The sequence below is a fragment of the Sphingobium xenophagum genome (genome assembly GCF_031457465.1).
GTDB classification, from domain to species: Bacteria; Pseudomonadota; Alphaproteobacteria; order Sphingomonadales; family Sphingomonadaceae; genus Sphingobium; species Sphingobium xenophagum_A.
In genome coordinates, this window is sequence record NZ_JAVDWV010000018.1 from 16889 (window position 1) to 40796 (window position 23908).

The 23908-nt window shown below is 63.3% G+C and carries 27 protein-coding genes and 1 pseudogene; 14 read left to right on the forward strand and 14 right to left on the reverse strand.

Annotated elements, in window-relative coordinates:
* Positions 1–16: 16 nt before the first annotated feature.
* Together rplL and rplJ are read right to left on the reverse strand one after the other, a co-directional pair.
* On the reverse strand, positions 17–391 hold the full coding sequence (rplL, locus tag J2W40_RS17085) for a 50S ribosomal protein L7/L12 (protein WP_310227063.1): 375 nt from the start codon (positions 389–391) through the stop codon (positions 17–19).
* Between the two features lie 74 nt (positions 392–465).
* Positions 466–981 carry a 50S ribosomal protein L10 gene (rplJ, locus tag J2W40_RS17090; RefSeq protein ID WP_310227066.1) on the reverse strand — a complete coding sequence of 172 codons (516 nt, stop codon included), beginning with the start codon at positions 979–981 and terminating at the stop codon, positions 466–468.
* Between the two features lie 876 nt (positions 982–1857).
* Between rplJ and J2W40_RS17095 the strand changes: the two genes are divergently transcribed.
* The gene (locus tag J2W40_RS17095; RefSeq protein ID WP_310227068.1) at positions 1858–2130 is read left to right on the forward strand and encodes a type II toxin-antitoxin system ParD family antitoxin; all 273 of its coding nucleotides are present in this window, start codon (positions 1858–1860) and stop codon (positions 2128–2130) included.
* The gene (locus J2W40_RS17100; protein WP_310227070.1) at positions 2127–2423 is read left to right on the forward strand and encodes a type II toxin-antitoxin system RelE/ParE family toxin; all 297 of its coding nucleotides are present in this window, start codon (positions 2127–2129) and stop codon (positions 2421–2423) included. The genes J2W40_RS17095 and J2W40_RS17100 overlap by 4 nt, the downstream gene beginning before the upstream one ends.
* Positions 2424–3518: 1095 nt before the next feature.
* Here the strand turns inward: J2W40_RS17100 and J2W40_RS17105 are convergent.
* Entirely contained in the window at positions 3519–5624 is a 2106-nt protein-coding gene (locus J2W40_RS17105; RefSeq protein ID WP_310227072.1) for a RelA/SpoT family protein, read from the reverse strand.
* A 109-nt stretch (positions 5625–5733) separates the two neighbouring features.
* Here J2W40_RS17105 and J2W40_RS17110 point away from each other — a divergent pair, with 109 nt between their 5' ends.
* From J2W40_RS17110 to J2W40_RS17120, 3 genes are read left to right on the forward strand one after another with little or no spacing between them, the layout of a single operon-like run.
* Complete coding sequence (locus J2W40_RS17110; RefSeq protein ID WP_310227074.1) at positions 5734–6216, forward strand: winged helix-turn-helix transcriptional regulator; 483 nt, start codon at positions 5734–5736, stop codon at positions 6214–6216.
* 44 nt (positions 6217–6260) lie between these two features.
* Positions 6261–7367: a sensor histidine kinase gene (locus J2W40_RS17115; RefSeq protein ID WP_310227075.1), complete on the forward strand. Its 1107-nt coding sequence runs from the start codon at positions 6261–6263 to the stop codon at positions 7365–7367.
* Entirely contained in the window at positions 7364–8167 is an 804-nt protein-coding gene (locus tag J2W40_RS17120) for a LytR/AlgR family response regulator transcription factor (protein ID WP_310227077.1), read from the forward strand. Before J2W40_RS17115 ends, J2W40_RS17120 begins: the two co-directional genes overlap by 4 nt.
* A gap of 55 nt (positions 8168–8222) precedes the next feature.
* Here the strand turns inward: J2W40_RS17120 and J2W40_RS17125 are convergent, their stop codons facing one another.
* Positions 8223–9440, reverse strand: a complete 1218-nt coding sequence (locus tag J2W40_RS17125) for a dipeptidase (protein WP_310227079.1) — start codon at positions 9438–9440, stop codon at positions 8223–8225.
* 31 nt (positions 9441–9471) lie between these two features.
* Positions 9472–9792, reverse strand: a complete 321-nt coding sequence (locus J2W40_RS17130) for a hypothetical protein (protein WP_310227080.1) — start codon at positions 9790–9792, stop codon at positions 9472–9474.
* Positions 9793–9899: 107 nt separating this feature from the next.
* On the opposite strand from J2W40_RS17130, the gene aat reads away from it, so the two are divergent.
* Entirely contained in the window at positions 9900–10643 is a 744-nt protein-coding gene (aat, locus tag J2W40_RS17135; RefSeq protein WP_310227081.1) for a leucyl/phenylalanyl-tRNA--protein transferase, read from the forward strand.
* Between the two features lie 35 nt (positions 10644–10678).
* Here the strand turns inward: aat and J2W40_RS17140 are convergent.
* From J2W40_RS17140 to J2W40_RS17150, 3 genes and pseudogenes are all read right to left on the reverse strand, one after another.
* Positions 10679–11086, reverse strand: a pseudogene (locus tag J2W40_RS17140) (DUF2155 domain-containing protein); the annotation flags it as partial.
* The gene (locus J2W40_RS17145; protein WP_310227083.1) at positions 11083–11481 is read right to left on the reverse strand and encodes an NADH:ubiquinone oxidoreductase subunit NDUFA12; all 399 of its coding nucleotides are present in this window, start codon (positions 11479–11481) and stop codon (positions 11083–11085) included. The pseudogene J2W40_RS17140 and the gene J2W40_RS17145, both read right to left, overlap by 4 nt.
* A 198-nt stretch (positions 11482–11679) precedes the next feature.
* Positions 11680–12207 (reverse strand): DUF192 domain-containing protein, encoded by a 528-nt coding sequence (locus J2W40_RS17150; RefSeq protein WP_310227084.1) that lies wholly within the window; start codon positions 12205–12207, stop codon positions 11680–11682.
* Positions 12208–12444: 237 nt separating this feature from the next.
* On the opposite strand from J2W40_RS17150, the gene guaB reads away from it, so the two are divergent.
* The 3 genes from guaB (at position 12445) to J2W40_RS17165 (ending at position 15881) form a co-directional block, all read left to right on the forward strand.
* Positions 12445–13902: an IMP dehydrogenase gene (gene guaB, locus J2W40_RS17155; RefSeq protein WP_310227086.1), complete on the forward strand. Its 1458-nt coding sequence runs from the start codon at positions 12445–12447 to the stop codon at positions 13900–13902.
* Positions 13903–14094: 192 nt separating this feature from the next.
* On the forward strand, positions 14095–15273 hold the full coding sequence (locus J2W40_RS17160; protein WP_310227089.1) for an RsmB/NOP family class I SAM-dependent RNA methyltransferase: 1179 nt from the start codon (positions 14095–14097) through the stop codon (positions 15271–15273).
* Positions 15274–15362: 89 nt separating this feature from the next.
* Positions 15363–15881, forward strand: coding sequence for a tetratricopeptide repeat protein (locus tag J2W40_RS17165; protein WP_310227091.1), 519 nt, complete (start codon positions 15363–15365; stop codon positions 15879–15881).
* Between the two features lie 95 nt (positions 15882–15976).
* Here J2W40_RS17165 and hemW read toward each other — a convergent pair whose 3' ends face one another.
* From hemW to rph, 3 genes are all read right to left on the reverse strand, one after another.
* On the reverse strand, positions 15977–17155 hold the full coding sequence (gene hemW / locus J2W40_RS17170) for a radical SAM family heme chaperone HemW (protein WP_310227093.1): 1179 nt from the start codon (positions 17153–17155) through the stop codon (positions 15977–15979).
* 2 nt (positions 17156–17157) lie between these two features.
* Positions 17158–17787, reverse strand: a complete 630-nt coding sequence (rdgB, locus tag J2W40_RS17175; protein ID WP_310227095.1) for an RdgB/HAM1 family non-canonical purine NTP pyrophosphatase — start codon at positions 17785–17787, stop codon at positions 17158–17160.
* A 123-nt stretch (positions 17788–17910) separates the two neighbouring features.
* Complete coding sequence (rph, locus tag J2W40_RS17180) at positions 17911–18627, reverse strand: ribonuclease PH (protein WP_037472629.1); 717 nt, start codon at positions 18625–18627, stop codon at positions 17911–17913.
* 92 nt (positions 18628–18719) lie between these two features.
* On the opposite strand from rph, the gene J2W40_RS17185 reads away from it, so the two are divergent.
* The 5 genes from J2W40_RS17185 to J2W40_RS17205 all read left to right on the forward strand — a co-directional run bounded on the left by J2W40_RS17185 (position 18720) and on the right by J2W40_RS17205 (position 21957).
* The gene (locus J2W40_RS17185; RefSeq protein ID WP_310227097.1) at positions 18720–19226 is read left to right on the forward strand and encodes a DUF6438 domain-containing protein; all 507 of its coding nucleotides are present in this window, start codon (positions 18720–18722) and stop codon (positions 19224–19226) included.
* 55 nt (positions 19227–19281) lie between these two features.
* Positions 19282–20325 (forward strand): heat-inducible transcriptional repressor HrcA, encoded by a 1044-nt coding sequence (hrcA, locus tag J2W40_RS17190; protein WP_310227099.1) that lies wholly within the window; start codon positions 19282–19284, stop codon positions 20323–20325.
* Positions 20322–20876 (forward strand): nucleotide exchange factor GrpE, encoded by a 555-nt coding sequence (gene grpE, locus J2W40_RS17195; RefSeq protein ID WP_310227101.1) that lies wholly within the window; start codon positions 20322–20324, stop codon positions 20874–20876. The genes hrcA and grpE overlap by 4 nt, the downstream gene beginning before the upstream one ends.
* A 159-nt stretch (positions 20877–21035) precedes the next feature.
* Positions 21036–21677: a PadR family transcriptional regulator gene (locus J2W40_RS17200; RefSeq protein WP_310227102.1), complete on the forward strand. Its 642-nt coding sequence runs from the start codon at positions 21036–21038 to the stop codon at positions 21675–21677.
* A gap of 1 nt (position 21678) precedes the next feature.
* The gene (locus tag J2W40_RS17205) at positions 21679–21957 is read left to right on the forward strand and encodes a DUF2218 domain-containing protein (protein WP_310227104.1); all 279 of its coding nucleotides are present in this window, start codon (positions 21679–21681) and stop codon (positions 21955–21957) included.
* Positions 21958–22115: 158 nt separating this feature from the next.
* On the opposite strand, the gene ruvC is transcribed toward J2W40_RS17205, so the two are convergent.
* From ruvC to J2W40_RS17220, 3 genes are all read right to left on the reverse strand, one after another.
* The gene (gene ruvC / locus J2W40_RS17210; RefSeq protein ID WP_310227106.1) at positions 22116–22607 is read right to left on the reverse strand and encodes a crossover junction endodeoxyribonuclease RuvC; all 492 of its coding nucleotides are present in this window, start codon (positions 22605–22607) and stop codon (positions 22116–22118) included.
* 115 nt (positions 22608–22722) lie between these two features.
* On the reverse strand, positions 22723–23466 hold the full coding sequence (locus tag J2W40_RS17215; protein ID WP_310227108.1) for a YebC/PmpR family DNA-binding transcriptional regulator: 744 nt from the start codon (positions 23464–23466) through the stop codon (positions 22723–22725).
* A 70-nt stretch (positions 23467–23536) separates the two neighbouring features.
* Positions 23537–23863, reverse strand: a complete 327-nt coding sequence (locus tag J2W40_RS17220) for a heavy metal-binding domain-containing protein (protein WP_171899206.1) — start codon at positions 23861–23863, stop codon at positions 23537–23539.
* Positions 23864–23908: the final 45 nt, after the last annotated feature.

The window sequence follows — 23908 nt, forward strand, 5'->3', positions numbered from 1 at the left end:
AAGCGGGGCGCACCGATTACTTGAGTTCGACGGTCGCGCCGGCTTCTTCAAGCTGCTTCTTGACCTTCTCGGCTTCGTCCTTGCTCACGCCTTCCTTGACGGCCTTCGGCGCGGATTCGACCAGCGTCTTGGCTTCGGTCAGGCCCAGGCCGGTGATGGCGCGGACTTCCTTGATGACGTTGATCTTCTTGCCACCGTCGCCGGTCAGGATGACGTCGAATTCGGTCTGCTCTTCAACAGCGGCGGCGGCGGGGCCAGCGGCCGGGCCAGCGACGGCGACGGCAGCAGCGGCGCTAACGCCCCACTTTTCTTCCAGAGCCTTCGACAGTTCGGCGGCTTCGAGGACGGTGAGGGCCGAGAGCTGGTCGACCAGTGCGTTGATGTCTGCCATATATATTATTCCTTACTTTGGGGCAGCGTGCCCCGTCAGATGATGAGTCAAACGAAAAGGGGGAGGGGGCAGCCTTACGCCGCTTCCTTCTCCGCATAGGCGTTGAAGACCCGCGCAAGCTGCGCTGCCGGTGCCTGGGTGACGGTTGCGAGCTTGGTAGCAGGAGCGACCAGAAGGCCGACCAGCTTTGCGCGCAGTTCATCCAGCGACGGCATCGATGCGAGCGCCTTGACGCCCTCTGCATCGAGCAGCACTCCGCCCATCGCGCCGCCAACGATTTCGATCTTGTCGTTGGTCTTTGCGAATTCGACTGCAACCTTGGCGGCTGCAACCGGATCGGCCGAGGTGGCGAGGCCGACGGGGCCGGTCAGCAAATCGCTGAGGCCGGTATAGTCGGTGCCATCAAGGGCGATACGAGCGAGGCGGTTCTTCGTAACCTTGTAGGTCGCGCCCGCTTCCCGCATCTTCTGGCGCAAAACCGTCGACTGGGCGACGGTCATGCCGAGGTTGCGGGTCACGACGACCACGCCAACTTCTGCCAGCTCTGCGTTCAGCGCGGAAACGACCTCAGCTTTCTGATTACGATCCATGCCATTCTCCACTTTCTGTTCGCCGGAAATCCGACGAACGCCTAAAACCCGTGGGGTAAGCCACGGGGCACTATAGTCCGAAGGGGGAGAGATCGACTGGCCCGCATCCATTTGACCGGAACAGGCAGACCCGAACCGCGCATGTCGCCCGGCCGGTAAAGAACTTTTCCCCGTCTAGGCTGGACATTAAGAAGGGCATATTCCCTTCACCAACTGTCTCGGACGGAAGACCGACGGCATTGCTACCCCGGTCTGCTGCCGCGCCCTTACAGAGTCGGGGCGGCGATGTCACGCGGATTCTGGCGCGGGTTGGTGGAGCGTGGGCGGCGCTGTAGGTCACAGTAGCGCGCCAGCGTCGAAGTATACACCGTCGTCGGGGTTCGCCGACGCAAAATGGGGAAAAATAGGGTGACGAGGTAATGGCAAAGCTGGCGTGAAGCCATGAATGGGTAAGCCCGACGCGCCTGTCGGGTCACAACCAGATCATCATGACGCGCCTGTGTGGCGCTCCGGTATGGGCGGGGCGGGTAGGGGAGGGAAGACGCGGCAGGCTTGTCCATCTATGAGGATAAACCAGAGAAATTCCTACTTTGGAAGGTAGCGAATGCTATCCTCTGCTGGAAGAGCATAGCTGCCATGAGGTGGGATAAGGCAATGGTCGCTAATCGGTACAAGCTCCGGTTCGCGCTTGTCGATTATCAACACTATCGTTGCGGCCATGACGATGATGCTTTGCCCTCCTTATCCCTGCGAACGGCTTCGTGATGAAGTCATCACGGCCCCCAAGCTGTACAATCGAACGGAGCCGAGGGGGATTGAAGGCTATGGCAATTTTTGCCATATGAGAATGATCGGAGGTATCTGCCAATGGCTACGATGAATGTTTCTCTGCCCGAACCCATGCGGGACTATGTGCAGAACCGTATCGACAGCGGCCAATATGCCAGCGTCAGCGACTATGTGCGCGACCTGATCCGCCGCGACCAAAGCGTGATCGTGAATGAAGAACGCTGGCTGAAGGAACTCGATGCGTCGATTGACGAAAGCCTTCAGGAGATGAAGGCCGGTGGCGGTCATGATCTTGATGAAGTGTGCGACACGATCATTGCCGACATCCAGAAAAGCGCGAGCGGTGCATCGCATCAATGAAGGTCACGCTGTCCTCAAGAGCTAGGCGCGATATCGAGGGCATTCAAAACTATATCGGGAAAGACAACCCCACGCGCGCGATCTCGTTCGTCGGCGAACTGCGCGCGACCGCGAAACATATAGGCGAAATGCCGCGCGCCTTCCCGCTGGTCCCGCGCTACGAACACTATGGGATCAGGCGCCGGTCTCACAAGGGATATGGGATCCTATATTCCGTTGAGCCGGACCGCATCTTCGTCCACCGGATCATCGGGCCAGGACAGGATCACGACGCTGCGTTGCAACTAAACTGAGTGCGCGTCGACCGTCGCCAACGGACGGCGATCGACTGTCTGTCGGCCATCGCATCGGTTGATGGCTTGGATGGGTGGATTGCGGAAGGTCGGCTTTTGACACAATGGGCATGGAAAGCTGACATTGCTTGCCGTAGAAAGATGGGATGATTGATGCGCGGCAGTTCAACATCAGAGATGATCGGGGGAGGCTGCTATGCCCTGCCTGCGGGTTCCCGGAATATGTCGTAACTGAGGCTTATGATGAGATAGGCGGTACACCATTGGGCATATGTCCATGTTGCCTATGGGAGCCGGGATTTGACGATGACCCCGCTGCGTCATCGTTCGCAAAAGAGAACATCTTAGCGTCTCTACGAGCTTACCGATCAAATTGGACGGGCGCCCCAACGTGGCAGGGGCATGCTGATTTGAAGCCAGCGGCGTGGGACGGCGCAAGGCAGATGACATATCTTTACGAGGTTGCGCCCTACGTCCGCTGATGGATGACTGGTAGGGTGGGAAGGGGACAGGCCACTTTTGGAAGCGCTGCAGCGGTTAGCGGACAGTCAGTCGTCCATTTTTTGTAGATTCCAAGCGCCTCCGACTGTAGCGCGTTCCGCATAGTATCCGGGCCTGACGATGGGGATGTCTTCCATAGATCGCAGATGATCCCTTATCTCTGCCAAGCCTAACACTAAGGCGTCGGACATTGAGTGGCTTTCCTCTCCGCAGTAGAACTGTATGTCTCCATCGCTGTCGTGAGCAAACAGAAGAACTGGTGATCCGCGCCACACATGGGTGCATACGATTGACGCACGATTCTCAGGGAAGGCGTATCCGGCGACATTGATCATGCCGAAATCCTACTTCCTTCCGAGATGTCTGCAATCGGGAAACCGCTGTATCATAAGGGACGGCAAAAAATGGTCGATGGCCGACAGGTAGCTTTCCCCTGTCGTAAATCACATGATAGCCATCAGAAGCACGTGCCTTCGTCAAAATTCCATCGTATCGCGGTCTATATGTCGGTCCTGGACCAGAGATTGTCCGAAAATCACTGTCGGCTTGGGCTGATGCGCGACAACCCTTCTGACGGGGTTTTTCGTCGCCGCGCTAAACCCTGTCCGCCTGCACTACCACGTCGATCGCGCGCAGCGCTGACAATATCCGCATCAGATGCTGCGCGTCGGCGACTTCCAGGTCGATGACGTCGGTGTGGAACGGGCCTTCGCGGTTGACCAGTTGCAGGTTGAGGATGTTCGCCTTGGTCGCGCCGAACACATTGGCGACGGCGGCGAGCGCGCCGGGCTGGTTCTTGACGATGACCGAGAGGCGGGCGGTGCCGCCCTTGGACTTGCTGTCCCAGCTAAGGTCGATCCAGTCATCATCCTGCCCCGCTTCGAGCGCGCGGCAATCGATGGTGTGGACCTCGATCGGCTCGCCCGTGCGGCGCACGCCGACGATGCGGTCGCCCGGCACTGGATGGCAGCAATCGCCCAGATTATAGGCGATGCCCGGCGTCAGGCCGCGGATCGACACCGGGGCATGCTGGCGCGGGTGGGTTTCCTCCATGCCGATCGCGCTGGTGGAGCCGGGGACAAGCGCTTCCATGACTTCGGAATCGAGCAGGCGATGCGTGGCGATCGCGACCATCAGCGCGGCGCGGTCTTCCAGTTTCAGGCGCTTGAGCGCGCCTGCCAGCGCCTTGTCCCCCAATTCCCTGGCGAGATCGGGCGTGAAACGGCCGACAATCTCTTCATAGAGTTTTTCGCCCAGTTTGATTTCCTCGCCGCGCTGCTTCTGGCGGATATAGCGGCGGATGGCCGCGCGCGCCTTGCCGGTGATGGCGAAGGTCAGCCAGCCGGCCTGCGGCTCCTGTCCGCCGGATTTCAGGATTTCGACCTGATCGCCATTTTCGAGCGAGGTGCGCAGCGGCACGACGCGGCCATTCACCTTGGCCCCTACGGTCTGGTTGCCGAGCGAGGTGTGGACCGCATAGGCGAAATCGACCGGGGTTGATCCCTTGGGCAACTGATGCAGTTCGCCCTTGGGGGAAAAGGCGAAGATGCGATCCTGATACATCGCCATGCGGGTATGTTCGAGCAGTTCGTCCGCATCCTGGCTCTGTTCCAGGATTTCGACGAGGTCGCGCAGCCAGGCCGCCTGCTGGTCGGTGGCATCGCCCTTCTGCTTATAGGCCCAATGCGCCGCGAGGCCCAGTTCGGCGTGATTATGCATGTCGCGGGTGCGGATCTGCACCTCGATCCGGGCATTGTCCTGATGGATGACCGTGGTGTGGATCGACCGATAGCCGTTGCGCTTGGGGGTGGAGATATAATCCTTGAAGCGGCCGGGCACCATTTTATAGGTCTGGTGGATGACGCCCAGCGCGCGATAGCAATCCTCCGGCGTGTCGGTGATGACGCGAAACGCCATGACGTCGGTCAGTTGTTCGAAGCTGATGTGGCGCTCCTGCATCTTGCGCCAGATCGAATAGGGATGTTTTTCACGGCCCGACACGGTGACCGGCAGGTCGCGGCTGCCCAGCAGCAGTTGCAGTTCAGCGCCGATGCGGTCGACCTTGTCATGGCCGCCTTCCTTCAACTGCTCCAGCCGCTTGGTGATGCTGTCATAGGCGTCGGGTTCCAGTTCGCGGAACGACAGCAACTGCATCTCGCGCATGAAGTCGTACATGCCGATCCGCTCGGCGAGCGGGGCATAAATGTCCATCGTCTCCTTGGCGATGCGGCGGCGCTTGGCTTCATTCTTGATGAAATGCAGCGTGCGCATATTGTGCAGCCGGTCGGCGAGCTTGACCAGCAGGACGCGGATGTCGTCCGACATGGCGAGCAGAAATTTGCGCAGATTTTCCGCCGCCCGCTCATTTTCGGACATGGCCTCGATCTTCGACAGCTTGGTCACGCCATCGACCATGCGGGCGATATCCTTGCCGAACGCCTGTTCGATCTCCTCATAAGTGACCAGCGTATCTTCGATCGTGTCGTGCAGCAGAGCCGTGACGATGGTCTGGTCGTCGAGATGGAAGTCGGTCAATATCCCTGCGACTTCAATCGGATGGCTGAAATAAGGATCGCCGCTCGCGCGTTTCTGGCTCCCATGTTTCTGCACCGAAAACACATAGGCGCGGTTGATCATCGCTTCGTCCGCGTCGGGATCGTAGCGCTTTACCCGTTCGACAAGTTCATACTGGCGTAACATCGTTTCCGATTGTGTGGGAAGTACCTTGTTGCGCAACAAAAAAATCCCATTTGCCTGAATAAGGCTGCACTTTTGCAACGCCTGTGGCTTTGCGCTATATGCTATGACGATGAAACATAATCTGGCCCAGGATCTCGAACAATGCGCGTTGCCGAGCGCGCTGGAAATGATGGGGGAGCGCTGGTCGTTCCTTATCCTGCGTGGTGCCTTGTCGGGTATCCGCCACTTTGAAGAGTTTCAGTCGACGCTTGGCATCGCCCGCAACATATTGGCCAACCGCCTCGCCCGACTGGTGGAAAATGGCATCATGCTGCGCCAGCCGATGCAGTGCGACCGGCGCAAGGTCGAATATCGGCTGACGCAGAAGGGCGAGGATCTGGCCCCCGCGATGATCGCGCTGCGCCAATGGGGCGAACGGTGGGGGTGTGGCACGGTGTCGTGCCAGGTGCTGGCCGACAAGCGCGATGGCCAGCCAATCCGGCGCATCGCCATCCAGGCGCATGATGGGCGCGCATTGGCGCTTGCCGATCTGGTGTGGCTATGTCCCGACGCAATCACCCCGATCGCGGAAGAACCGGCGGCGGCCGCCTGAACCCGGCTTCACCCGTGCGTGGAAATCGCCTAGTCTCACGCACAATGTCCGTGTCCCGCATCCAGCCTCAGCCCTTTTTCGCTGACAAGAACCGCGCTTTCTGGAACCTGCAATCCTTGGGATGGGCCGGGGCCTTCCTGCTGCGCGGCTCGTCCACGATCGCTAATGGCCAGTCCTTCTCCAGCCTTGTGCCGGTGATGATCTCCACCGCGACCGGCTATTCGGTCACGCTGCTGATCGCGGTGATGTTCCGCTTTCTGCTCAAACAGCGGCCGATCATCACCTGGGGCGTGTCGATCGTGACCGTGCTGGTCGCGGCGGGACTGGTGGCCTTTATCGACGCCTGGGTCTTCTCCACGCAGAACAGGGGCAGCGAAACGGCGGGGGTGCAACTGTTCCTGGGCGCTTTCTATCTGTCGGTGACGCTGATCGGGGCCTGGTCCGCGCTCTATTATGCGATCAACTTCTATCTGACGGTGGAGGAGCAGACGGACCAGCTTTTGCGGCTGGAGGCGCAGGCTGCCAATGCGCAATTGGCGATGCTGCGCTACCAGCTCAACCCGCATTTTCTGTTCAATACCCTCAACTCCATCTCGACGCTGGTGCTGCTCAAGCAGACCGACCGGGCCAATGCGATGCTGTCGCGCCTGTCGTCCTTCCTGCGCTACACGCTGGTCAACGAGCCGACCGCGCAGGTGACGATCGAGCAGGAGATAGAGACGCTCAAACTCTATCTGGAGATCGAGAAAATGCGGTTCGAAGAGCGGTTGCGTCCCGTGTTCGTCATTGACCCGGCGGTTGGCCATGCCCGTTTACCGTCGCTGCTGCTTCAGCCGCTCGTCGAAAACGCCATCAAATATGCGGTCACGCCGAAGGAGGAGGGGGCAGAAATATCGGTCAGCGCGCAGCCTGCCGGTGAAAATGTGCGGATCGTCGTATCGGATACCGGGCCGGGATTGAACGAAGGTGGAATGAAGCCGCACATGGTCCCCAGTGAGGGCATGGGCGTGGGCCTGCCGAACATCCGGGACCGGTTAATTCAGGCCTTCGGGGAACGACAGCGCTTTGAAACACGTTCCAGCCCCAGCGGATTTTCGGTCATCATCGAAATTCCGCTGAACATGGAAGAAACATCGAAAGTGGCCGCATGACCATCAGAACTATCCTCGTCGATGACGAAAGCCTGGCCATCCAGGGCCTTGCCCTGCGTCTGCAAGCGCATGAGGATGTCGACATCATCGAAACCTGCACCAATGGCCGCGAAGCCATCCGCGCCATCAAGACGCATAAACCCGATCTTGTGTTCCTCGACATTCAAATGCCCGGTTTCGATGGATTTTCCGTCGTGCAGGGAATGATGGAAGTCGAACCGCCACTATTCATTTTCGTGACTGCTTATAGCGACCACGCCATTCGCGCGTTCGAGGCGCAGGCGATCGACTATCTGATGAAGCCGGTGGAAGAAGGCCGCCTCGCCGATGCGCTTGACCGGGTGCGGCTGCGTCTGTCCGAAAAGCGTCAGGTGCAGGAAGCGGAAAAATTGCGCGAGGTGCTGGCTGAAGTCGCGCCTGAGGCAATGAGCGATTTCGCCGCTGGCGAGGAGGATGGTCCTGCCTCCAACCGTTTCGAAAAACTCATCAACATCAAGGATCGTGGCCAGATTTTCCGGGTCGATGTCGATTCGATCGAACGGATCGACGCGGCTGGTGACTATATGTGCATCTATACCGCCGACAACAGCCTGATCCTGCGCGAGACGATGAAGGATCTGGAGAAGCGGCTGGACCCCCGCAATTTCCAGCGCGTCCACCGCTCCACCATCGTCAATCTAAGCCAGGTCAAGCAGGTCAAGCCCCACACCAACGGCGAATGTTTCCTGGTCCTGGAGTCCGGCGCGCAGGTAAAGGTCAGCCGCTCCTACCGCGACGTGGTGGCGCGCTTCGTGCATTGAGGTGACGACTCTGCCCTCTCCCGCCAAGGCGGGAGAGGTGAAAAGCAGGCAGCATCTACTTCTCCGCCGCAACCTTCTCCGCCGCCGTCATCACGCGCAGTACATTCTCGCCCACCAGTTTCGCAATATCCCTGTCGCTCCAACCACGCCGCATCAGTTCGGACAGCAAAGCCGGGTAGGTTTCGACCCCGCTTAAGCCTTGGGGCAAAGCGCCGACACCGTCGAAATCGCTGCCGATGCCGACATGGTCGATACCTGCTATCTTGACGATATGATCGATATGGTCCGCGACCTGGGCAATCGTCGTGACGGGTTCGGGATGCGCCTTTTCCCAGTCGGCGAGCGCCCGCGCCGCGCCCTTGGGGTCGCCGATATGCAGCCCGCCAAAGGGCGGGGCATTGTTGCGGGTGATTTCGGCGCTGCGATCTGCACCCCATATGCGCCGGGCTTCGGAGACATATTGGGCGGCGAAATTGACCATCACCACACCGCCATTGGCCGCGACTTCTTTCAACACCGTGTCCGACACGTTGCGCGGCGTGTCGCACAGCGCGCGGGAGTTGGAGTGTGAGAATATGACCGGCGCCTTGGTCACGCGCAGCGCGTCGAGCATCGTCGCTTCGCTGACATGGCTGAGGTCCACCAACATGCCCAGCCGATTGAGTTCGCGCACCACATCTTCCCCGAACGGGGTCAGGCCGTCATGCTGCGGATTGTCGGTGGCGCTGTCGGCCCAGGCGATGGTGCGGCTGTGGGTGAGCGTCAGATAAGCCGCGCCAAGCTGGCGATAGGCGCGCAGCACCGCGAGGCTGCCGTCGATCTGGCCACCGCCCTCGACCCCGATCAGCGACCCGATCCGCCCCGCCTTGTGTGCCGCGCGCAGCTCCGCCGCCGTGCGGACCAGCGTGATATGTCGGGGATAGCGCGCGGCGAGGCTATGGACCATGCCGATCTGGTCGAGCGTATCTTTGACCTGCTGCACCTGCGGCAAATCCGCCGACACCCAGACCGACCAGAACTGCCCGCCGACCCCGCCCGCGCGCAGCCGATCGAAATCGGTATGATAGGTCGCCGGATCGAGCCGGGTCAGGTCCATCGTCCAGCGCGCATCCCCGGCCTTTTCCGCCAGCGCTTCGGGCCAGTCATTATGCCCGTCGATCAGCGGGGTCGCCTTCAAGATACGGGCGATGCGCGCCGCATGAGGATCGGACGCGGCATGGAGCGGCAGCGGGGCGAGCAGCAGCGACAGCGCCGCCAGATGGAAGAGGTTCATGCGCGCCAGCCTATCGGCGCGCCTGCGCCAGTCAATCGCCGCTTTGCGTCGCCCGGACATAGGCTCCCTGGCCATCGGGCGGCACCAGCCTGCCATCCTCCACCTGTAAGACAAGTGTGTCGAAGGCCGGATTGGGCGCGACCTTGCTCTTGCGCGCGGTCAACACCACCGCATCGGCCGTAGCGGTCCATTCGCCCTCGGCAAACAGGTCGAGTGCGCCGACGACGAGATACCATTGAAAACCGCCATCGTCGCGCAACAGCAGTTCCGATCCCGTCTCCATCACGCCCTGAAGATAATAATGTCCGTGATGGTCCGGCGCAGCGGATGCGGGACGTGGAAGGGCTACCAACAAGGCGGCGATGAGCAAGCATTTGCGCATCGCGCCATGCTAGGCGGATGCGCTTCGGAACGAAAGCCGATTGCGGCGATGGTCTTGGCCACTTAGTCAGGAAGGTGATGATGATCGACCCGCTGATTTTGCTCCAGGCCTATACGATCGGCGTATTTCCCATGGCGGACGACCGCGATGCCGCCGAAGTCTATTGGGTGGAGCCCAAGCAGCGCGCCATCTTGCCGCTGGATGGCTTTCACTTGTCGAAATCTTTGGCAAAAAAAATCCGCCGCGACCAATTTCGCGTTACCGCCAACCGCGCCTTTGCCGACATTCTCGCCCTGTGCGCGGAGGCCGCGCCGGATCGGCCATCGACCTGGATCAACCGCGAGATCGAGGGTGCCTATCGCCACCTCCACGCCATTGGCTACGCCCATTCGGTCGAAGTGTGGGAGGGGGAGGAACTGGTCGGCGGCCTTTATGGCGTCGCGCTGGGCCGGGCCTTCTTCGGCGAATCGATGGTGTCGCGGCGCACCGATGCGTCGAAGGTTGCGCTCGCCTGGCTGGTGGCGCGGCTACGTTTTGGGGGCTTCACCCTGCTCGACTGCCAGTTCATGACCGACCATCTTCATTCGATGGGCGCGGTCGAAATCAGCCAGCGTGCCTATCTTCAGTTGCTGGGTGTAGCCGTGGGCGATGCGGCGCTGGGCGCAGGCGCACTGGGTTCAGGTTCCGGCGCGGCGGCCGAACTGGCATTCGCGCCGCTCGCCGGGCGCGCCGATGCCGGTTCGCCTTTCGCCCCCAATGTCACCGTTTCAGGACCGCTTTCGGGCCACGCCATCGCACAGCTTCTGACCCAGATATCATAGATCGGGTGCTGCACGACATTGCGGTCGGGCCGGTCGCGGAACAGCCAGCCGGAAAAATTGCGCCGCCATTTGCCATCGGCGCTGCTGCGCACGTCGAGCTGTACGAAGGCGCCGGTGTCCTGCACATTTTCCCACGGCGCGCTGGTTTCGCAGGCCTGGAGGCGCACGATCGCGTCACCCACGCGCACGGCCTCGCCCGGCTTGAGCGTCAGGTCGCGGGTTAGGCCATTGCGCTTGTTGAGCAGGCCGACGACAGCGGTCCGTTCGGCCATGGGCGTGCCGGGCAGGCTGTCCTTGTCGGCGGAGCGGATCGCGGTGCCCTGCACCTTGACCGGCCCGGTCTGGTTGGCCACCGGCACGTCGCTGTCGCTACAGGCCGCAAGCGCAAATAGCGAAGCACCGATCAGGATCGACGGAACAACGCCCGCCGTACGCCGAATCATGATGCGTCGGGGCTCCACGCCTCATAGTCGCCCGTCGCCTTCTGGCGCAGGCCGCCCTTTTCCATAGCACCGGACGGGCGATAGGCATTCACCGTACCCGTAGCATTGGGGGTAAATTCGCGTTCCCAGATGCGCGGCGGCGGCAGGAAACTTTCGGGCGCACCCTCGATCGAATGGTGCAGCCAGCCATGCCATTCGGCGGGCACGCGGCTGGCGTCGTTGGCACCATTATAAATGACCCAGCGGCGCGGCAGGCCGTTCACGTCAACGCCGCCCTGATAATAGATATTGCCCTGATGATCCTCGCCCACTTTGCTGCCCTTGCGAGCGGTGAAGAGCGAAGTGCCGATGGTCGCGCCATCCCACCAGGTGAAGATCTTGCCGAGGATTCCCATGGCCCAAGCGCTTAGCCGCTGGAGCGGGGCGTTGGCAAGGCGGATATGCGAGAATCGCAAGCTGGATCGGGATGCCCTGCGGCGGATCGGTTCCCTCTATCTCCGTTCGTTTCAAGCGTAGTCGAGAAACGCCAAGCACAGCGCCAGACGCTTCTCGACTATGCTCGAAGCGAGCGGTTGGTAGGCGTGGCCTCGCCCTTAGGGCGCGGATGGGCAGAAATTGCGTTCGGTCATAACCTTGCCACCCGGCACCGCGCACCCGCCCCACGCAACGCGGTCGCCTTCCGCGATGCCAAGCGCGGCGGCACGCCCGCCCGCCAGCTCCAGCACCGCCGCCACCGGCACACCCGCCGATACCGGCGCGCGCGAATAGGGTTCGGTATCGCCCTGCAGGAAAGCGATCGTCCCGTCGGTGCGAATGAAGATCATGTCGAGCGGGATCAGCGTATCCTTCATCCAGAAACTCGCCGTGCGCGGCGGGTCCATCGGAAACAACATGCCGGTGGTGGGGCCAAGCTCCTTGCGGAACATCAACCCCTTCTCCTGCGCCTCCGGCGTATCTGCAACCTCTACATCGAAGCGATGCGGCCCCTTGGCGGTGTGGATCACCACCGGGAGCAGCGCGGCTGTGGCGGCCTGCGCCTGCGCCCCATTATCGGGCGCGGCTTTGGGGCTGGAACAGGCGGCGATCAGACCGAAGGCGAGGAGGGGGACGAAGCATTTCATGATCCCACGCCTAATCTGATTCGGGCGCGAAGGGGAGGGGGAATGGCCAAGACAGGTTGCTTTGCGGACGGTCCCTTGTCTCGCGGACGATGGCGCCGGGCCGCTGCCACGCGCACCCCGTCATCCCGCAATAAATCCGGCAAAGGGACTGGCCGTATCGGGGCGGAGTGGTTACATGGGCCGCCACAAAACCCCTGGGGTCTGCCACAGACCCCGCAGCAGAAAGTGGCTTGTTCCATGGAAATCCGCCTCGGCCTCACCTTCGACGACGTGCTGTTGCAGCCCGGCGAATCCGATGTGCTGCCAAGCCAGGCGGACACCAGCACCTATGTCACCAAGGCGATCAAGCTGAACATCCCGATCCTGTCGTCGGCGATGGATACGGTGACGGAAGCGGACATGGCGATCGTCATGGCGCAACTGGGTGGCATCGGCGTGCTGCACCGCAACCTGTCGGTCGAGGAACAGGCGGACGCGGTGCGCGCAGTCAAGCGGTTCGAAAGCGGCATGGTCGTCAACCCCATCACCATCCTGCCCAACGCCACGCTGGCGGACGCGCAGATGCTGATGAAGCGGCACCGGATCAGCGGCATTCCGGTGGTCGAGGCGAGCGGCAAGCTGGTCGGTATCTTGACGCACCGCGACACGCGCTTTGCCGAGAACCCGGCGCAGCCGGTCAGCGAATTGATGACCAAGGATAATCTGGCGACGGTCAAGGTCGGCGTGGGGCAGGAAGAGGCGCAGCGCCTGTTGCATCAACGCCGGATCGAAAAATTGCTGGTGGTGGACGAGGCCTATCATTGCGTTGGCCTGATCACGGTCAAGGATATCGAGAAGGCGGTCACCTATCCGCAGGCGACCAAGGATGGCACCGGCCGCCTGCGCGTCGCGGCGGCGACGACTGTCGGCGAAAAGGGGCTGGAGCGCAGCCGCGCGCTCATTGACGCGGAATGCGACCTGATCGTCATCGACACCGCCCATGGCCACAGCAAACAGGTGTCGGCAGCAGTCGAAGCGGTCAAGCGCCTGTCCAACAATGTGCAGGTGGTCGCGGGCAATGTCGCCACCGCCGAAGCGACCAAGGCGCTGATCGGCGCGGGCGCGGATTGCGTGAAGGTCGGCATCGGGCCGGGGTCGATCTGCACCACGCGCGTCGTCGCGGGCGTGGGCGTGCCGCAGCTGACCGCCGTCATGGATTCGGCCGAGGAAGCCGCCAAGCAGGGCGTGCCGGTGATCGCCGATGGCGGGCTGCGCACCAGCGGCGACCTGGCCAAGGCGCTGGCGGCGGGCGCGGGCTGCGTCATGGTGGGTTCGCTGCTGGCGGGCACGGCTGAAGCACCGGGCGAAACCTTCCTCTATCAGGGCCGCGCCTATAAGAGCTATCGCGGCATGGGCAGCGTCGGCGCGATGGCGCGCGGCTCGGCCGATCGCTATTTCCAGGCGGACATCAAGGACCAGATGAAGCTGGTGCCCGAAGGGATCGAGGGCCAAGTGCCCTTCAAGGGGCCAGCCAAGGACGTGATTCACCAGCTGGTCGGCGGCGTGAAGGCGGCGATGGGTTATACCGGCAGCGCGACGATCAAGGATTTGCAGGAGCGCGCGCGCTTCGTGCAGATCACCAATGCCGGGCTGTCCGAAAGCCATGTCCATGACGTGACGATCACGCGGGAAGCGCCCAATTATCCGACGCGGTAAATCCTCCCCGGCACGGGGAGGGGGACCGCCGGCAAAGCCGGTGGTGAAGGGGGCCAGCCACACAGCACGCCGGATCTTTTATGACTGTTAACGCCTTCCAATGCAGTTCTTCTGATTGATGTTGAGTTTGCCTCCCTCCCCCTCCACCACGCCGCTGCGCGTCGCGGTCCCCCTCCCCGTGCCGGGGAGGATATGACTCCCTCTGCTCGTATCCAGGCTGCGATCGATTTGCTGGACGCCATCATTGCGTCCGCGCGCGATGGTGGGCCGGCGGCGGATACGTTGATCGCGCGCTATTTCAAGGAGCGGCGCTATGCCGGGTCGCGCGATCGGCGGGCGGTGCGCGATCATGTCTATGACGCGATCCGCCGCGCGGGCGAGCGGCCGGAGACGGGCCGCGAGGCGATGATCGGGCTGGCGGCCGAGCAGCCGGACCTTGCCGCCTTGTTCGATGGATCGGCCCATGCGCCGCTGCCGATCGAACCGGGCGAGGTCGGCGCGGTGGCGGGAAGCGTGCCGGGCTGGCTGGTGCCGCTGATCGCTGCGCCGGTTGAGCAGGACGCCTTGCTGGGCCGCGCGCCGGTGGACCTGCGGGTCAATCGGTTGAAGGCCACGCTGGAGGCGGTCGCGCCCTTATTCCCCGACGCCGCGCCGATCGCGGCGCTGCCCGATGCGCTGCGCCTGCCCGAAGGCTATCCGGTCGAAAAGGATGGCGCCTGGAAGGATGGCCTTGTCGAAGTGCAGGATGCGGGCAGTCAGGCGATCGCGCTGGCCTGTGGCGCGCAACCCGGCATGACCGTGGTGGACATGTGCGCCGGGGCGGGGGGCAAGACGCTCGCGCTGGCCGCGGCGATGGCAGGGCAGGGGACGTTGATCGCCGCCGATACGATCCGGTCGCGGCTGGCACGGCTGGGGCCACGCGCGCAGCGGGCCGGGGCGACCTTCATCGAGACATTGTTGCTGGACCAGAGCCATGAGGCGCGCGGCCTTAGCAGCTTGAATGGGCTGGCCGATGTCGTGCTGGTCGATGCGCCCTGTTCGGGCACGGGCACCTGGCGGCGCAATCCCGAAGCGCGCTGGCGGCTGACGGCGGCGCGGCTCGATCGGCTGGTCGCGGAACAGGCCCGCATCCTCGATTTCGCCGCGCCCTTGCTGGCGCCCGGCGGGGCGCTGGTCTATGCCACTTGCGCATTGACCGACCGTGAGGGGAAAGCCCAGGTGGACGCCTTCCTGCGCCGACATGCCGGGTGGACGCCGGAAGCGATCAATTTGCCGCTGGGCCGGGCGCATGGCGCGGGCTGGTTGTTGACGCCGGGACATGACGGCACCGACGGCTTTTTCTTTGCCCGGTTGCGGCGGACGGCCGCATAAAACAGCCCATGGACAAGCGCCCGCAAAATCGCGAGACTTGGCCAAAATCTGTGCCTGAATCAGCGCCTGAAACATGGCTGGAGATACTCATGCGTTTTACCCCCGCCTCAATAGCCCTCGCGCTTGTCCTGACCACCGTGTCGAGCATGGGCCTGAGCCAGCGCCCCGACAGCCAGATCAGCCCGGCGTCGGTCGAATGGCAGAAAGCGGGCGAGGCCGCGCGCGAGGCGGGCAATCTGGAAGGTGCGACCGATGCGCTGGAAAGCGCGCTGGCAATCGACCCGCGTAACCGCGCCGCCTATGTCGAACTCGCCGCCGTCGCGCGGGCGCAGGGTTTGCAGGGCAAGGCGATCCGTTTGTATCGCGAAGCACTGCTGCTTGACCCCACGGACGTCGTTGCGCTGGCGGGGCAGGGCGAGGCGATGGTCGAAAAGGGGGCGGTGGCACGGGCCAAGGAAGTGCTGACGCAGGCGCAGGGGCTGTGCAAGGGCGCGTGCGCGCCGGTCGATAAGCTGGCTGCCGCGATCCAGAAAGGCCCGCCTGCGGTCGCGATGACGAGCAAGGATGTGGTGCCAGCGCCCAAGGTTGCGCCGACCGAGCAGCCGTAAGGGGACTCCCGTTCGTTTCGAGCGAAGTCGAGAAACCTGTGTGTGGCGTTTCTCGACTTCGCTCGAAACGAACGGGGTTTGCGTTGGCCCGGTTTCTAAATCGCGACCACTTGCGGCAGGATCGCGTCGAGCAGGAGTAGCCCTGCGGGGGTGACCTGCAAGTGGGTGCCGTGGTGGCGGAGAAGGTCGATCTCCGTCAGTTGGGCGATGGCGCGGTCATCCACCAGCCGCGATAGGGCGACCCCCGACTGCGCCGCGATGCGGGCCAGGTCCACGCCTTCATGCAGGCGCAGGCCCATCAACAGCGCTTCGCGGGCGCGGTCTTCGCTCCCCAATACATCCTCGCTCTGGCTGCCATGGCCGTTGCGGGCGACCGCGCCGATCCAGTTTTCGGGCTTGCGGTGGCGTTGCGTCGCCATGCCACCGCGCCGTCCATGCGCGCCGGGGCCGATGCCGATATAGTCGCCATAGCGCCAGTAAACGAGATTGTGGCGGCTCTGCTGCCCGGCGCGGGCGTGGTTGCTGATCTCATAGGCGGGGATGCCCGCCGCCGTCGTCATCGCCTGCGTCAGTTCATAAAGGGTCGCGCCATGATCGGGATCGGCGGGGGTCAACTTGCCCTGCGCGACGAGCGTGGCGAAGCGGGTGCCCGGCTCGATGGTCAGTTGATAGAGCGAGAGGTGACCAGTCCCGAACGCCAGGGCGCGGGTGAGTTCGGCTTCCCAGTCGGCCTCGCTCTGGCCGGGGCGGGCGTAGATGAGGTCGAAACTGGCCCGGTCGAACACCGATTGCGCGGTGGCGAGCGCGGCCAGCCCTTCGGCGACGTCATGCGCGCGGCCGAGGAAATGCAGCGCCTCATCCTCCAGCGCCTGCAGGCCGAGCGAGACGCGGTTGATCCCGGCAGCGGCCAGATCGGCAAAGCGCGCGGCCTCGACCGAATTGGGGTTGGCCTCCAGCGTGATCTCGATATCGGGGGCGAAACCCCAATGAGCCTGCGCGGCGGCGATCAGCGTTTCGACCAAGGCGGGCGGCATCAAGGACGGCGTGCCGCCGCCGAAGAATATCGATGAGAGCGCACGGCCGCCGGTCAGCGCCGCCTCATAGGCCATGTCGGCGAGCAACGCGCCGCGCCATGCGTCGATATCCACGCCGTCGCGAACATGGCTGTTGAAGTCGCAATAGGGGCATTTCGACACGCAGAAGGGCCAATGGATATAGAGCGCTTGCGGGTCGGGGGCAGTCGGCGTGGCGAACGCCAGGCCGGTGCGCGGCATCGTCAGAATGTCGCCGCGACCAGTTGCCGGAAGGCATCGGCGCGATGGCTCATGGCGTGCTTGGCGTCTGGGTCCATTTCGCCGAAGCTAATGTCGTGGCCGAGTGGCACGAACATCGGGTCATAGCCAAAACCCTTGTCCCCGCGCGGTGGCCAGACAAGCGTGCCATCGACCCGGCCCTCGAACGCCTGGATATGGCCGTCGGGCCAGGCGAGGGCGAGGGCGCAGATGAAATGGGCGTCATGGCCCGCATCCGGTCCTTTGGCTTCGATTCCGTCCCACACTTTTTGCATGGCGAGCGCGAAGTCCTTGGACTCGCCCGCCCAGCGCGCGGAGAAGAGGCCGGGATCGCCGCCCAGCGCCTCGACGCACAGGCCGCTATCGTCGGCAAGCGCGGGCAGGCCGGACAGGTCGGCGGCCTGCATCGCCTTGAGTTCCGCATTGGCGATGAAGGTGGTGCCGGTTTCCTCCGGTTCGGGCAGGTCGAGCGACGCGGCCGAGATCGGTTCGATCCCATAGGGGCCGAGCAAAGCGGCGATTTCGCGTACCTTGCCGGCATTATGGCTGGCGATCACCAGCTTGCCGGGGGCGAGCTTGCGGATTGCCTGTTCCTGTCCGAATTGGTCGGTCATTCTGCACTACCCTATCATCGCGTGTTCCTGCGAAAGCAGGAACCCAGGGCACCATGCGCGGTGCCCCGAACCCTAGGCTCCTGCTTTTGCAGGAGCACGGCCTAGTTGCAACGCTTGTGGGGATTACCGCCCCGTGGCGACATCCTGCGCGGCGAAGATCTTCGCGCAGCCGATGCGCGCGAGGCGCAGGAGGCGGAGCAGTTCTTCCTCGTCATAGGCGGCGCCCTCGGCGGTCGCCTGGACTTCGGCGAACTTGCCGTCGCCGGTCAGGATCAGGTTGGCGTCGGTTTCGGCGTTGCTGTCCTCGGCATAATCGAGGTCGAGGACGGGGGTGCCGTTGTAGATGCCGCAGCTGATCGCCGCGACCTTCTGGATGATCGGGTCTTCCTTGAGCGCGCCCGATGCCATCAGCTTGTCCACCGCGATGCGCAACGCAACCCAGCTACCGGAAATGGCCGCCGTGCGGGTGCCGCCATCGGCCTGGATCACGTCGCAATCGATCACGATCTGACGTTCGCCGAGCTTCTTCATGTCCACGACGGTGCGCAGCGAGCGGCCGATCAGGCGCTGAATTTCCTGGGTACGGCCCGACTGCTTGCCCTTGGCGGCTTCACGGCTGCCGCGCGTATGGGTGGCGCGGGGCAACATGCCATATTCGGCCGTGACCCAGCCCGACCCCTTGCCGCGCAGGAAGGGCGGCACCTTCTCTTCGACCGACGCGGTGCATAGCACGCGCGTATCGCCGAAGCTGATGAGACAACTGCCCTCGGCATGGATGGTGAAGCCTGGCTCCATGGTGATGTCGCGCATCTGGTCGGGCGCGCGGCCGGAAGGACGCATAATATTTCTCCAAAACGATATGGTGACGGCGCTTAGCGCCCGGCGGCGTGTGTTGCCAGTGTCATGACGACAATAAGTGGGTAAGAGAGGCTATGAGGAAGAGAATGTTGATCGCGCTGCCGCTGCTGCTGGCAGGATGCGCCACGGTCGAACCGGGGCTGGAGCCGCCCAGGGCAGCGGGCGACGTGATCCGTTTTACGGCCGGGCGCTGCTTTGGCAGTTGCCCGACCTATAGCCTGCATGTCTCCCCCGACGGGGCCGGGCTGCTGGAGCCGCAGCGTTTTACCTCTGTGCCGGGACCGACCCGGTTCACGGTGACACCGGCCCAATATCGGCGGCTGGTGGCGACGCTGGCTCCCCATCGTCCAGCGGCAGGGACGATCCGCAAGATCGCCCAGGGCGCTGACTGCGAGCGGTTCGCGACGGACCTGCCCGGTTATGTGATCGAATGGACGCGGCCGGGACAGGCACCGACCCGGCTGGAATATCAATCGGGCTGCATGGATGCGCGCTACGGCCCGTTGCGCGTGGCGATCGCGTCGGTGCCCCGGATTCTCGATGTGGAGCATATGCTCAATCCCAAGGCGGTGACGCCATGAACGGCGCACGGGCTGCCATCTTGAGCATGTCGCGTCGGGCGCTTACATCATAAGCATGTCGATCACCCCCATATCCGAACTGAACGACCGCGCGCGCGACGTTTTTCGCCTGGTGGTGGAGGGCTATCTCGGCACCGGCCTGCCGGTCGGCTCGCGCACCATCAGCAAACTAGCGACGCTCAACCTGTCGCCCGCGTCGATCCGCAACGTGATGCAGGATCTGGAGGAACTCGGCCTGCTCGCCGCGCCCCATGCCTCGGCCGGGCGGATGCCGACCGAGACGGGGCTGCGGCTGTTCGTCGACGGGATGATGCAGGCGGCCGAGCCATCGGCGGAAGAACGACGCGCGATCGAGGCGGGCCTCGCCGAAAGCGGGCCGATCGAGGAAGCCTTGTCGGCGGCGACGGCGGCGCTGTCGGGCCTGTCGGCCTGCGCGGGCATCGTCATGGTGCCGCGGCGCGAGCCGGTGTTGCGCCAGTTCGGTTTCGTGCCCCTGAACGACCGGCAGGCTTTGGCCGTGCTGGTCGGGCAGGACGGATCGGTGGAAAATCGCGTGCTGGACCTGCCGCCCGCCGTCACCCCGTCGATGCTCAATGAAGCGGCGAATTTCATGTCGGCGCGCTTTGCCGGCATGACGTTGCGGCAGGCGGGCGACATGCTGGCGCGCGAGTTGGAGAGCGAACGCAGCGCGCTTGATGGCGCGGCGCGCGAGCTGGTGGAACGCGGCATCGCTATCTGGTCGCATGATGCCGATGACCGGCCCGTGCTGATCGTGCGGGGGCAGGCGCATTTGATCGACGACGGCACTGCCGCCGACCTCGAACGGGTGCGGCAATTGCTGGAACAGTTGGAGGGGAAGCAGGAAATTTCGCGCCTGTTGGAGAGCGCGCTGGCGGGCAGCGCGACCAAAATCTTCATCGGATCGGAAAACAAGCTCTTTTCCCTGTCGGGTTCTTCGGTCATAGCCGCGCCCTATCGTGGCGCGGACGGCCGGGTGGTCGGCGTGGTCGGCGTGATCGGCCCCACGCGCTTGAACTATGCCCGCGTGATCCCCATGGTGGATTTCACTGCACAAACGCTGTCGAGATTGATGAGATGAGCGAAGACAATTTGAACGTCGAAAATACCGAAGTCGTGGATCAATTGCCGGAGGAGGATGCGCCCGTGGCCGATGACCAGGGGGAGCGCATCGCCGCGCTGGAAGCGGAACTCGCCACCGCCAAGCAGGATATTCTCTACGCCCATGCCGATACGCAAAATGTGCGGCGGCGGCTGGAAAAGGAGCTGATCGACGCGCGCGCCTATGCCGCGACGGCCTTTGCCCGCGATATTTTGTCGGTGGCCGACAATCTGTCCCGCGCGCTGGCGGCGATCCCCGCCGAATTGCGCGAGGATGAGAAGTTCAAGGGGCTGGTCGCGGGCCTGGAAGCCACCGGCCGCGAACTGGAAGCAGTGTTCGGCCGCAACGGCATCAGCAAGATCGAGTCCGTGGGCCAGCCGCTCGACCCCAACAAGCATCAGGCGATGATGGAAACCCCGTCGGCCGATGCCGCGCCCGGCACGATCCTGATCGAGATGCAGGCGGGTTATATGATCAAGGACCGGCTGCTGCGCCCGGCGCTGGTCAGCGTGGCAAAGGCGCCGGACTAAGCGTCATAGCAAGCGACGCCCTATAAGGGCCATTGCCTTCAAAATGCCCGTCCGGCTCACGCCGGGCGGGCATTTTGCTGTCTGAATATGGGAAAGATGCAAATAAGATATATCGCAACCCTTGACGGTCAGGATTTTTAAGATATATCGCAATACATCATGAAACAGACTGAAAGACATGCAATGCACTTCAACCACACACATGGCGGCCATGGCCGTCCTCACCACGGCCATGGCCGATTTCTCAGCCCGGATGGCGCAGAAGGGCGCGGCTTTGGCCGGGGCCGCGGCGGTCCCTTTGGCGATGGCGCGCCCGGCGGCGGCGGGCGGGGCGGCGGTCGTCGGCGGCTGTTCGACAATGACGCGCTCAAGCTGATCCTGCTCAAGCTGATCGCGGATGCGCCGCGCCACGGCTATGACCTGATCCGCGAGATCCAGAGCCTGTCGGGCGAGGTTTATGCGCCCAGCCCCGGCGTCGTTTACCCTACGCTGACGCTGTTGGCCGACATGGACCTGATCGCTGAACAGCCGGGGCAGGGCAGCCGCAAATTGTTCGCCATTACCGACGAGGGCACTGCCTATCTCGCCGACAATGGCGACGCCCTGACGCTGGTCATGGAGCGGATCGCATCGCTGGCGCAAAAGGCCGAACGCACCGATGGCGCGCCGGTGCGCCGGGCGCTGCATAATCTGCGCATGGCCATCCACCACCGGCTGGAGAAGGAAGGGGCAGACAAGCAGACCATGTTCGATGTCGCGTCCCTGATCGACGAAGCCGCCACCAAGATCGAAAGGCTCTGACATGACCCTGACAGCCCACGTCCCCACCCCCAATGCCAGCCGCTATCTCCAACAGCTCTGCAAACATTGGAGCCACAAGTTCGACGTGACGTTCGACGCCGAGCAGGGCGTCATTCCCTTTCCGATGGGACCGATCCGCATGAAGGCTGAGCCGGAGGCGTTGGTGGTGACGATCGAGCCCAAGGCTGACGCTGATGTCGAGCGCTTCAAGCAGGTGGTCGCTGACCATCTCGACCGCTTCGCCTTCCGTGAGGCACCGCTGACGTTCGACTGGCAGTAGTACCCAAAAGCGTTGGTGAGAACCTATAGATGCTGTTCCCCGGCGAAGGCCGGGGTCCAGTTCAGAGCGTGGAACTGGACCCCGGCCTTCGCCGGGGAACCAAGTCTAGGGGTCGTCCTCATTGGAAGGCGGGCACGAGGCGATTCAGGCCGCGCCCGTCACTTGGTCGGGATGCGCCGGGCGCTGGCAAGGTGATGGGCGTGGGTGATCGCGACCGCGAGCGCGTCGGCCGCGTCCGGCCCGGCGATCTTCACGCCGGGCAACAGCCGCGATACCATCGCATGGACCTGATCCTTCGATGCGTTGCCGACGCCGACCACCGATTTCTTGACGAGCCGGGCGGCATATTCGCCCACCTCCATGCCCGACCGCGCCGCGCCGAGCAGGATCACGCCACGCGCCTGCCCCAGTTTGAGCGTCGATTGCGGATTGACGTTGACGAACACCTCCTCGACCGCCGCGCCATCGGGCCGATGTTCGAGGATGAGGTCCGTGAGCGCAAGATCGAGCGCAAGCAGGCGCGTCGCCAGCGGCATCGCGCTGTCCGTCTTGATCTGGCCATTGGCAAGGTGGGTGAGCCGGTTGCCGTCCGCGGCGATCAAGCCCCAGCCGGTGGTGCCCAATCCGGGGTCGAGGCCGAGGAGAATCATGGCAGGAGCCCGGTGCCATGATCGCTGGCGGCGGCACCCCCTCTCCCAGCTTCGCCTAGGCGGCAAAGCCGCCAAGGCTGCGCAACCCTCTCCCCAAGGGGAGAGGGGCAGGGGATCAACCCAATTTCTCCATCACCGCGTCGGACACTTCATAATTGCCCCATACGGTCTGGACGTCATCATCATCTTCCAGCGTATCGACCAGCTTGAGCAAGGTCGCGGCATTGGCTTCGTCGACTTCGGTGGTGGTCTGCGGACGCCAGGCGAGTTTCGCGCCTTCCGCTTCGCCGAGCTTGGCTTCCAGTGCCTTGGACACTTCATGCAGCGCGTCCATCGCGGTCCAGATTTCATGCTCGTCGTCGTTGGACGAAACATCCTCAGCACCGGCTTCGAGCGCCGCTTCGAAGATCGTCTCGGCATCGCCCGCGCTGGCGGGATAGGTGATCAGGCCGACCCGGTCGAAGCCATGGCTGACCGCGCCCGACGCGCCCAGATTGCCGCCATTTTTGGAGAAAGCGGTGCGAACATTGGTCGCGGTACGATTGCGATTGTCGGTCAGCGCTTCGACGATGATGGCGACGCCGCCGGGGCCATAGCCCTCATAGCGCACTTCTTCATAATTGTCGGTGTCGCCGCCGATCGCCTTGTCGATCGCGCGCTGGATGTTGTCCTTGGGCATGGACTGGGCCTTGGCGGCATTGACCGCCAGGCGCAGGCGCGGGTTCATGTCCACATCGGGCATGCCCATCTTCGCCGCGACGGTGATTTCGCGGCTGAGCTTGGAGAACATCGAGGAGCGCTTCTTGTCCTGCGCGCCCTTGCGATGCATGATGTTCTTGAATTTGGAATGGCCGGCCACGGCCTTCTCCTGACATTATCTGATGAAACACGAGCGCGCTCTCTAGCGAGCGGCGCGCCCGTGCGCAATGTTACACTAGGATCGCCGTCCCCGACGCCGACACCATCAGCATCGACCCGTTGGCACCCAGCACTTCATAGTCGAGATCGACGCCGACGACGGCATTGGCGCCCAGCGTCGCCGCGCGCATCCGCATCTCGCCGATCGCCTGTTCGCGGGCGCGTTGCAGCACGTCCTCATAAGCGCCCGACCGGCCACCGACGATGTCGCGCACGCTGGCGAACAGATCGCGGAACAGATTGGCCCCCACGATCACCTCGCCGGTGACGATGCCCAGATATTCCTTGGCCGGTCGCCCTTCCAGGCGGCTGGTGGTGCTGACGATGATCTCGGACATGATGGCTTCTCCCTCTGATCCCGTTCGGGCTGAGCCTGTCGAAGC

Coding starts and splice junctions, on each gene's coding strand:
- rplL (WP_310227063.1), bottom strand. CDS start 391: ATGGCAGACATCAACGCACTGGTCGACCAGCTCTCGGCCCTCACCGTC.
- rplJ (WP_310227066.1), bottom strand. CDS start 981: ATGGATCGTAATCAGAAAGCTGAGGTCGTTTCCGCGCTGAACGCAGAG.
- J2W40_RS17095 (WP_310227068.1), top strand. CDS start 1,858: ATGAATGTTTCTCTGCCCGAACCCATGCGGGACTATGTGCAGAACCGT.
- J2W40_RS17100 (WP_310227070.1), top strand. CDS start 2,127: ATGAAGGTCACGCTGTCCTCAAGAGCTAGGCGCGATATCGAGGGCATT.
- J2W40_RS17105 (WP_310227072.1), bottom strand. CDS start 5,624: ATGTTACGCCAGTATGAACTTGTCGAACGGGTAAAGCGCTACGATCCC.
- J2W40_RS17110 (WP_310227074.1), top strand. CDS start 5,734: ATGAAACATAATCTGGCCCAGGATCTCGAACAATGCGCGTTGCCGAGC.
- J2W40_RS17115 (WP_310227075.1), top strand. CDS start 6,261: ATGTCCGTGTCCCGCATCCAGCCTCAGCCCTTTTTCGCTGACAAGAAC.
- J2W40_RS17120 (WP_310227077.1), top strand. CDS start 7,364: ATGACCATCAGAACTATCCTCGTCGATGACGAAAGCCTGGCCATCCAG.
- J2W40_RS17125 (WP_310227079.1), bottom strand. CDS start 9,440: ATGAACCTCTTCCATCTGGCGGCGCTGTCGCTGCTGCTCGCCCCGCTG.
- aat (WP_310227081.1), top strand. CDS start 9,900: ATGATGATCGACCCGCTGATTTTGCTCCAGGCCTATACGATCGGCGTA.
- J2W40_RS17145 (WP_310227083.1), bottom strand. CDS start 11,481: ATGGGAATCCTCGGCAAGATCTTCACCTGGTGGGATGGCGCGACCATC.
- J2W40_RS17150 (WP_310227084.1), bottom strand. CDS start 12,207: ATGAAATGCTTCGTCCCCCTCCTCGCCTTCGGTCTGATCGCCGCCTGT.
- guaB (WP_310227086.1), top strand. CDS start 12,445: ATGGAAATCCGCCTCGGCCTCACCTTCGACGACGTGCTGTTGCAGCCC.
- J2W40_RS17160 (WP_310227089.1), top strand. CDS start 14,095: ATGACTCCCTCTGCTCGTATCCAGGCTGCGATCGATTTGCTGGACGCC.
- J2W40_RS17165 (WP_310227091.1), top strand. CDS start 15,363: ATGCGTTTTACCCCCGCCTCAATAGCCCTCGCGCTTGTCCTGACCACC.
- hemW (WP_310227093.1), bottom strand. CDS start 17,155: ATGCCGCGCACCGGCCTGGCGTTCGCCACGCCGACTGCCCCCGACCCG.
- rdgB (WP_310227095.1), bottom strand. CDS start 17,787: ATGACCGACCAATTCGGACAGGAACAGGCAATCCGCAAGCTCGCCCCC.
- rph (WP_037472629.1), bottom strand. CDS start 18,627: ATGCGTCCTTCCGGCCGCGCGCCCGACCAGATGCGCGACATCACCATG.
- J2W40_RS17185 (WP_310227097.1), top strand. CDS start 18,720: ATGAGGAAGAGAATGTTGATCGCGCTGCCGCTGCTGCTGGCAGGATGC.
- hrcA (WP_310227099.1), top strand. CDS start 19,282: ATGTCGATCACCCCCATATCCGAACTGAACGACCGCGCGCGCGACGTT.
- grpE (WP_310227101.1), top strand. CDS start 20,322: ATGAGCGAAGACAATTTGAACGTCGAAAATACCGAAGTCGTGGATCAA.
- J2W40_RS17200 (WP_310227102.1), top strand. CDS start 21,036: ATGAAACAGACTGAAAGACATGCAATGCACTTCAACCACACACATGGC.
- J2W40_RS17205 (WP_310227104.1), top strand. CDS start 21,679: ATGACCCTGACAGCCCACGTCCCCACCCCCAATGCCAGCCGCTATCTC.
- ruvC (WP_310227106.1), bottom strand. CDS start 22,607: ATGATTCTCCTCGGCCTCGACCCCGGATTGGGCACCACCGGCTGGGGC.
- J2W40_RS17220 (WP_171899206.1), bottom strand. CDS start 23,863: ATGTCCGAGATCATCGTCAGCACCACCAGCCGCCTGGAAGGGCGACCG.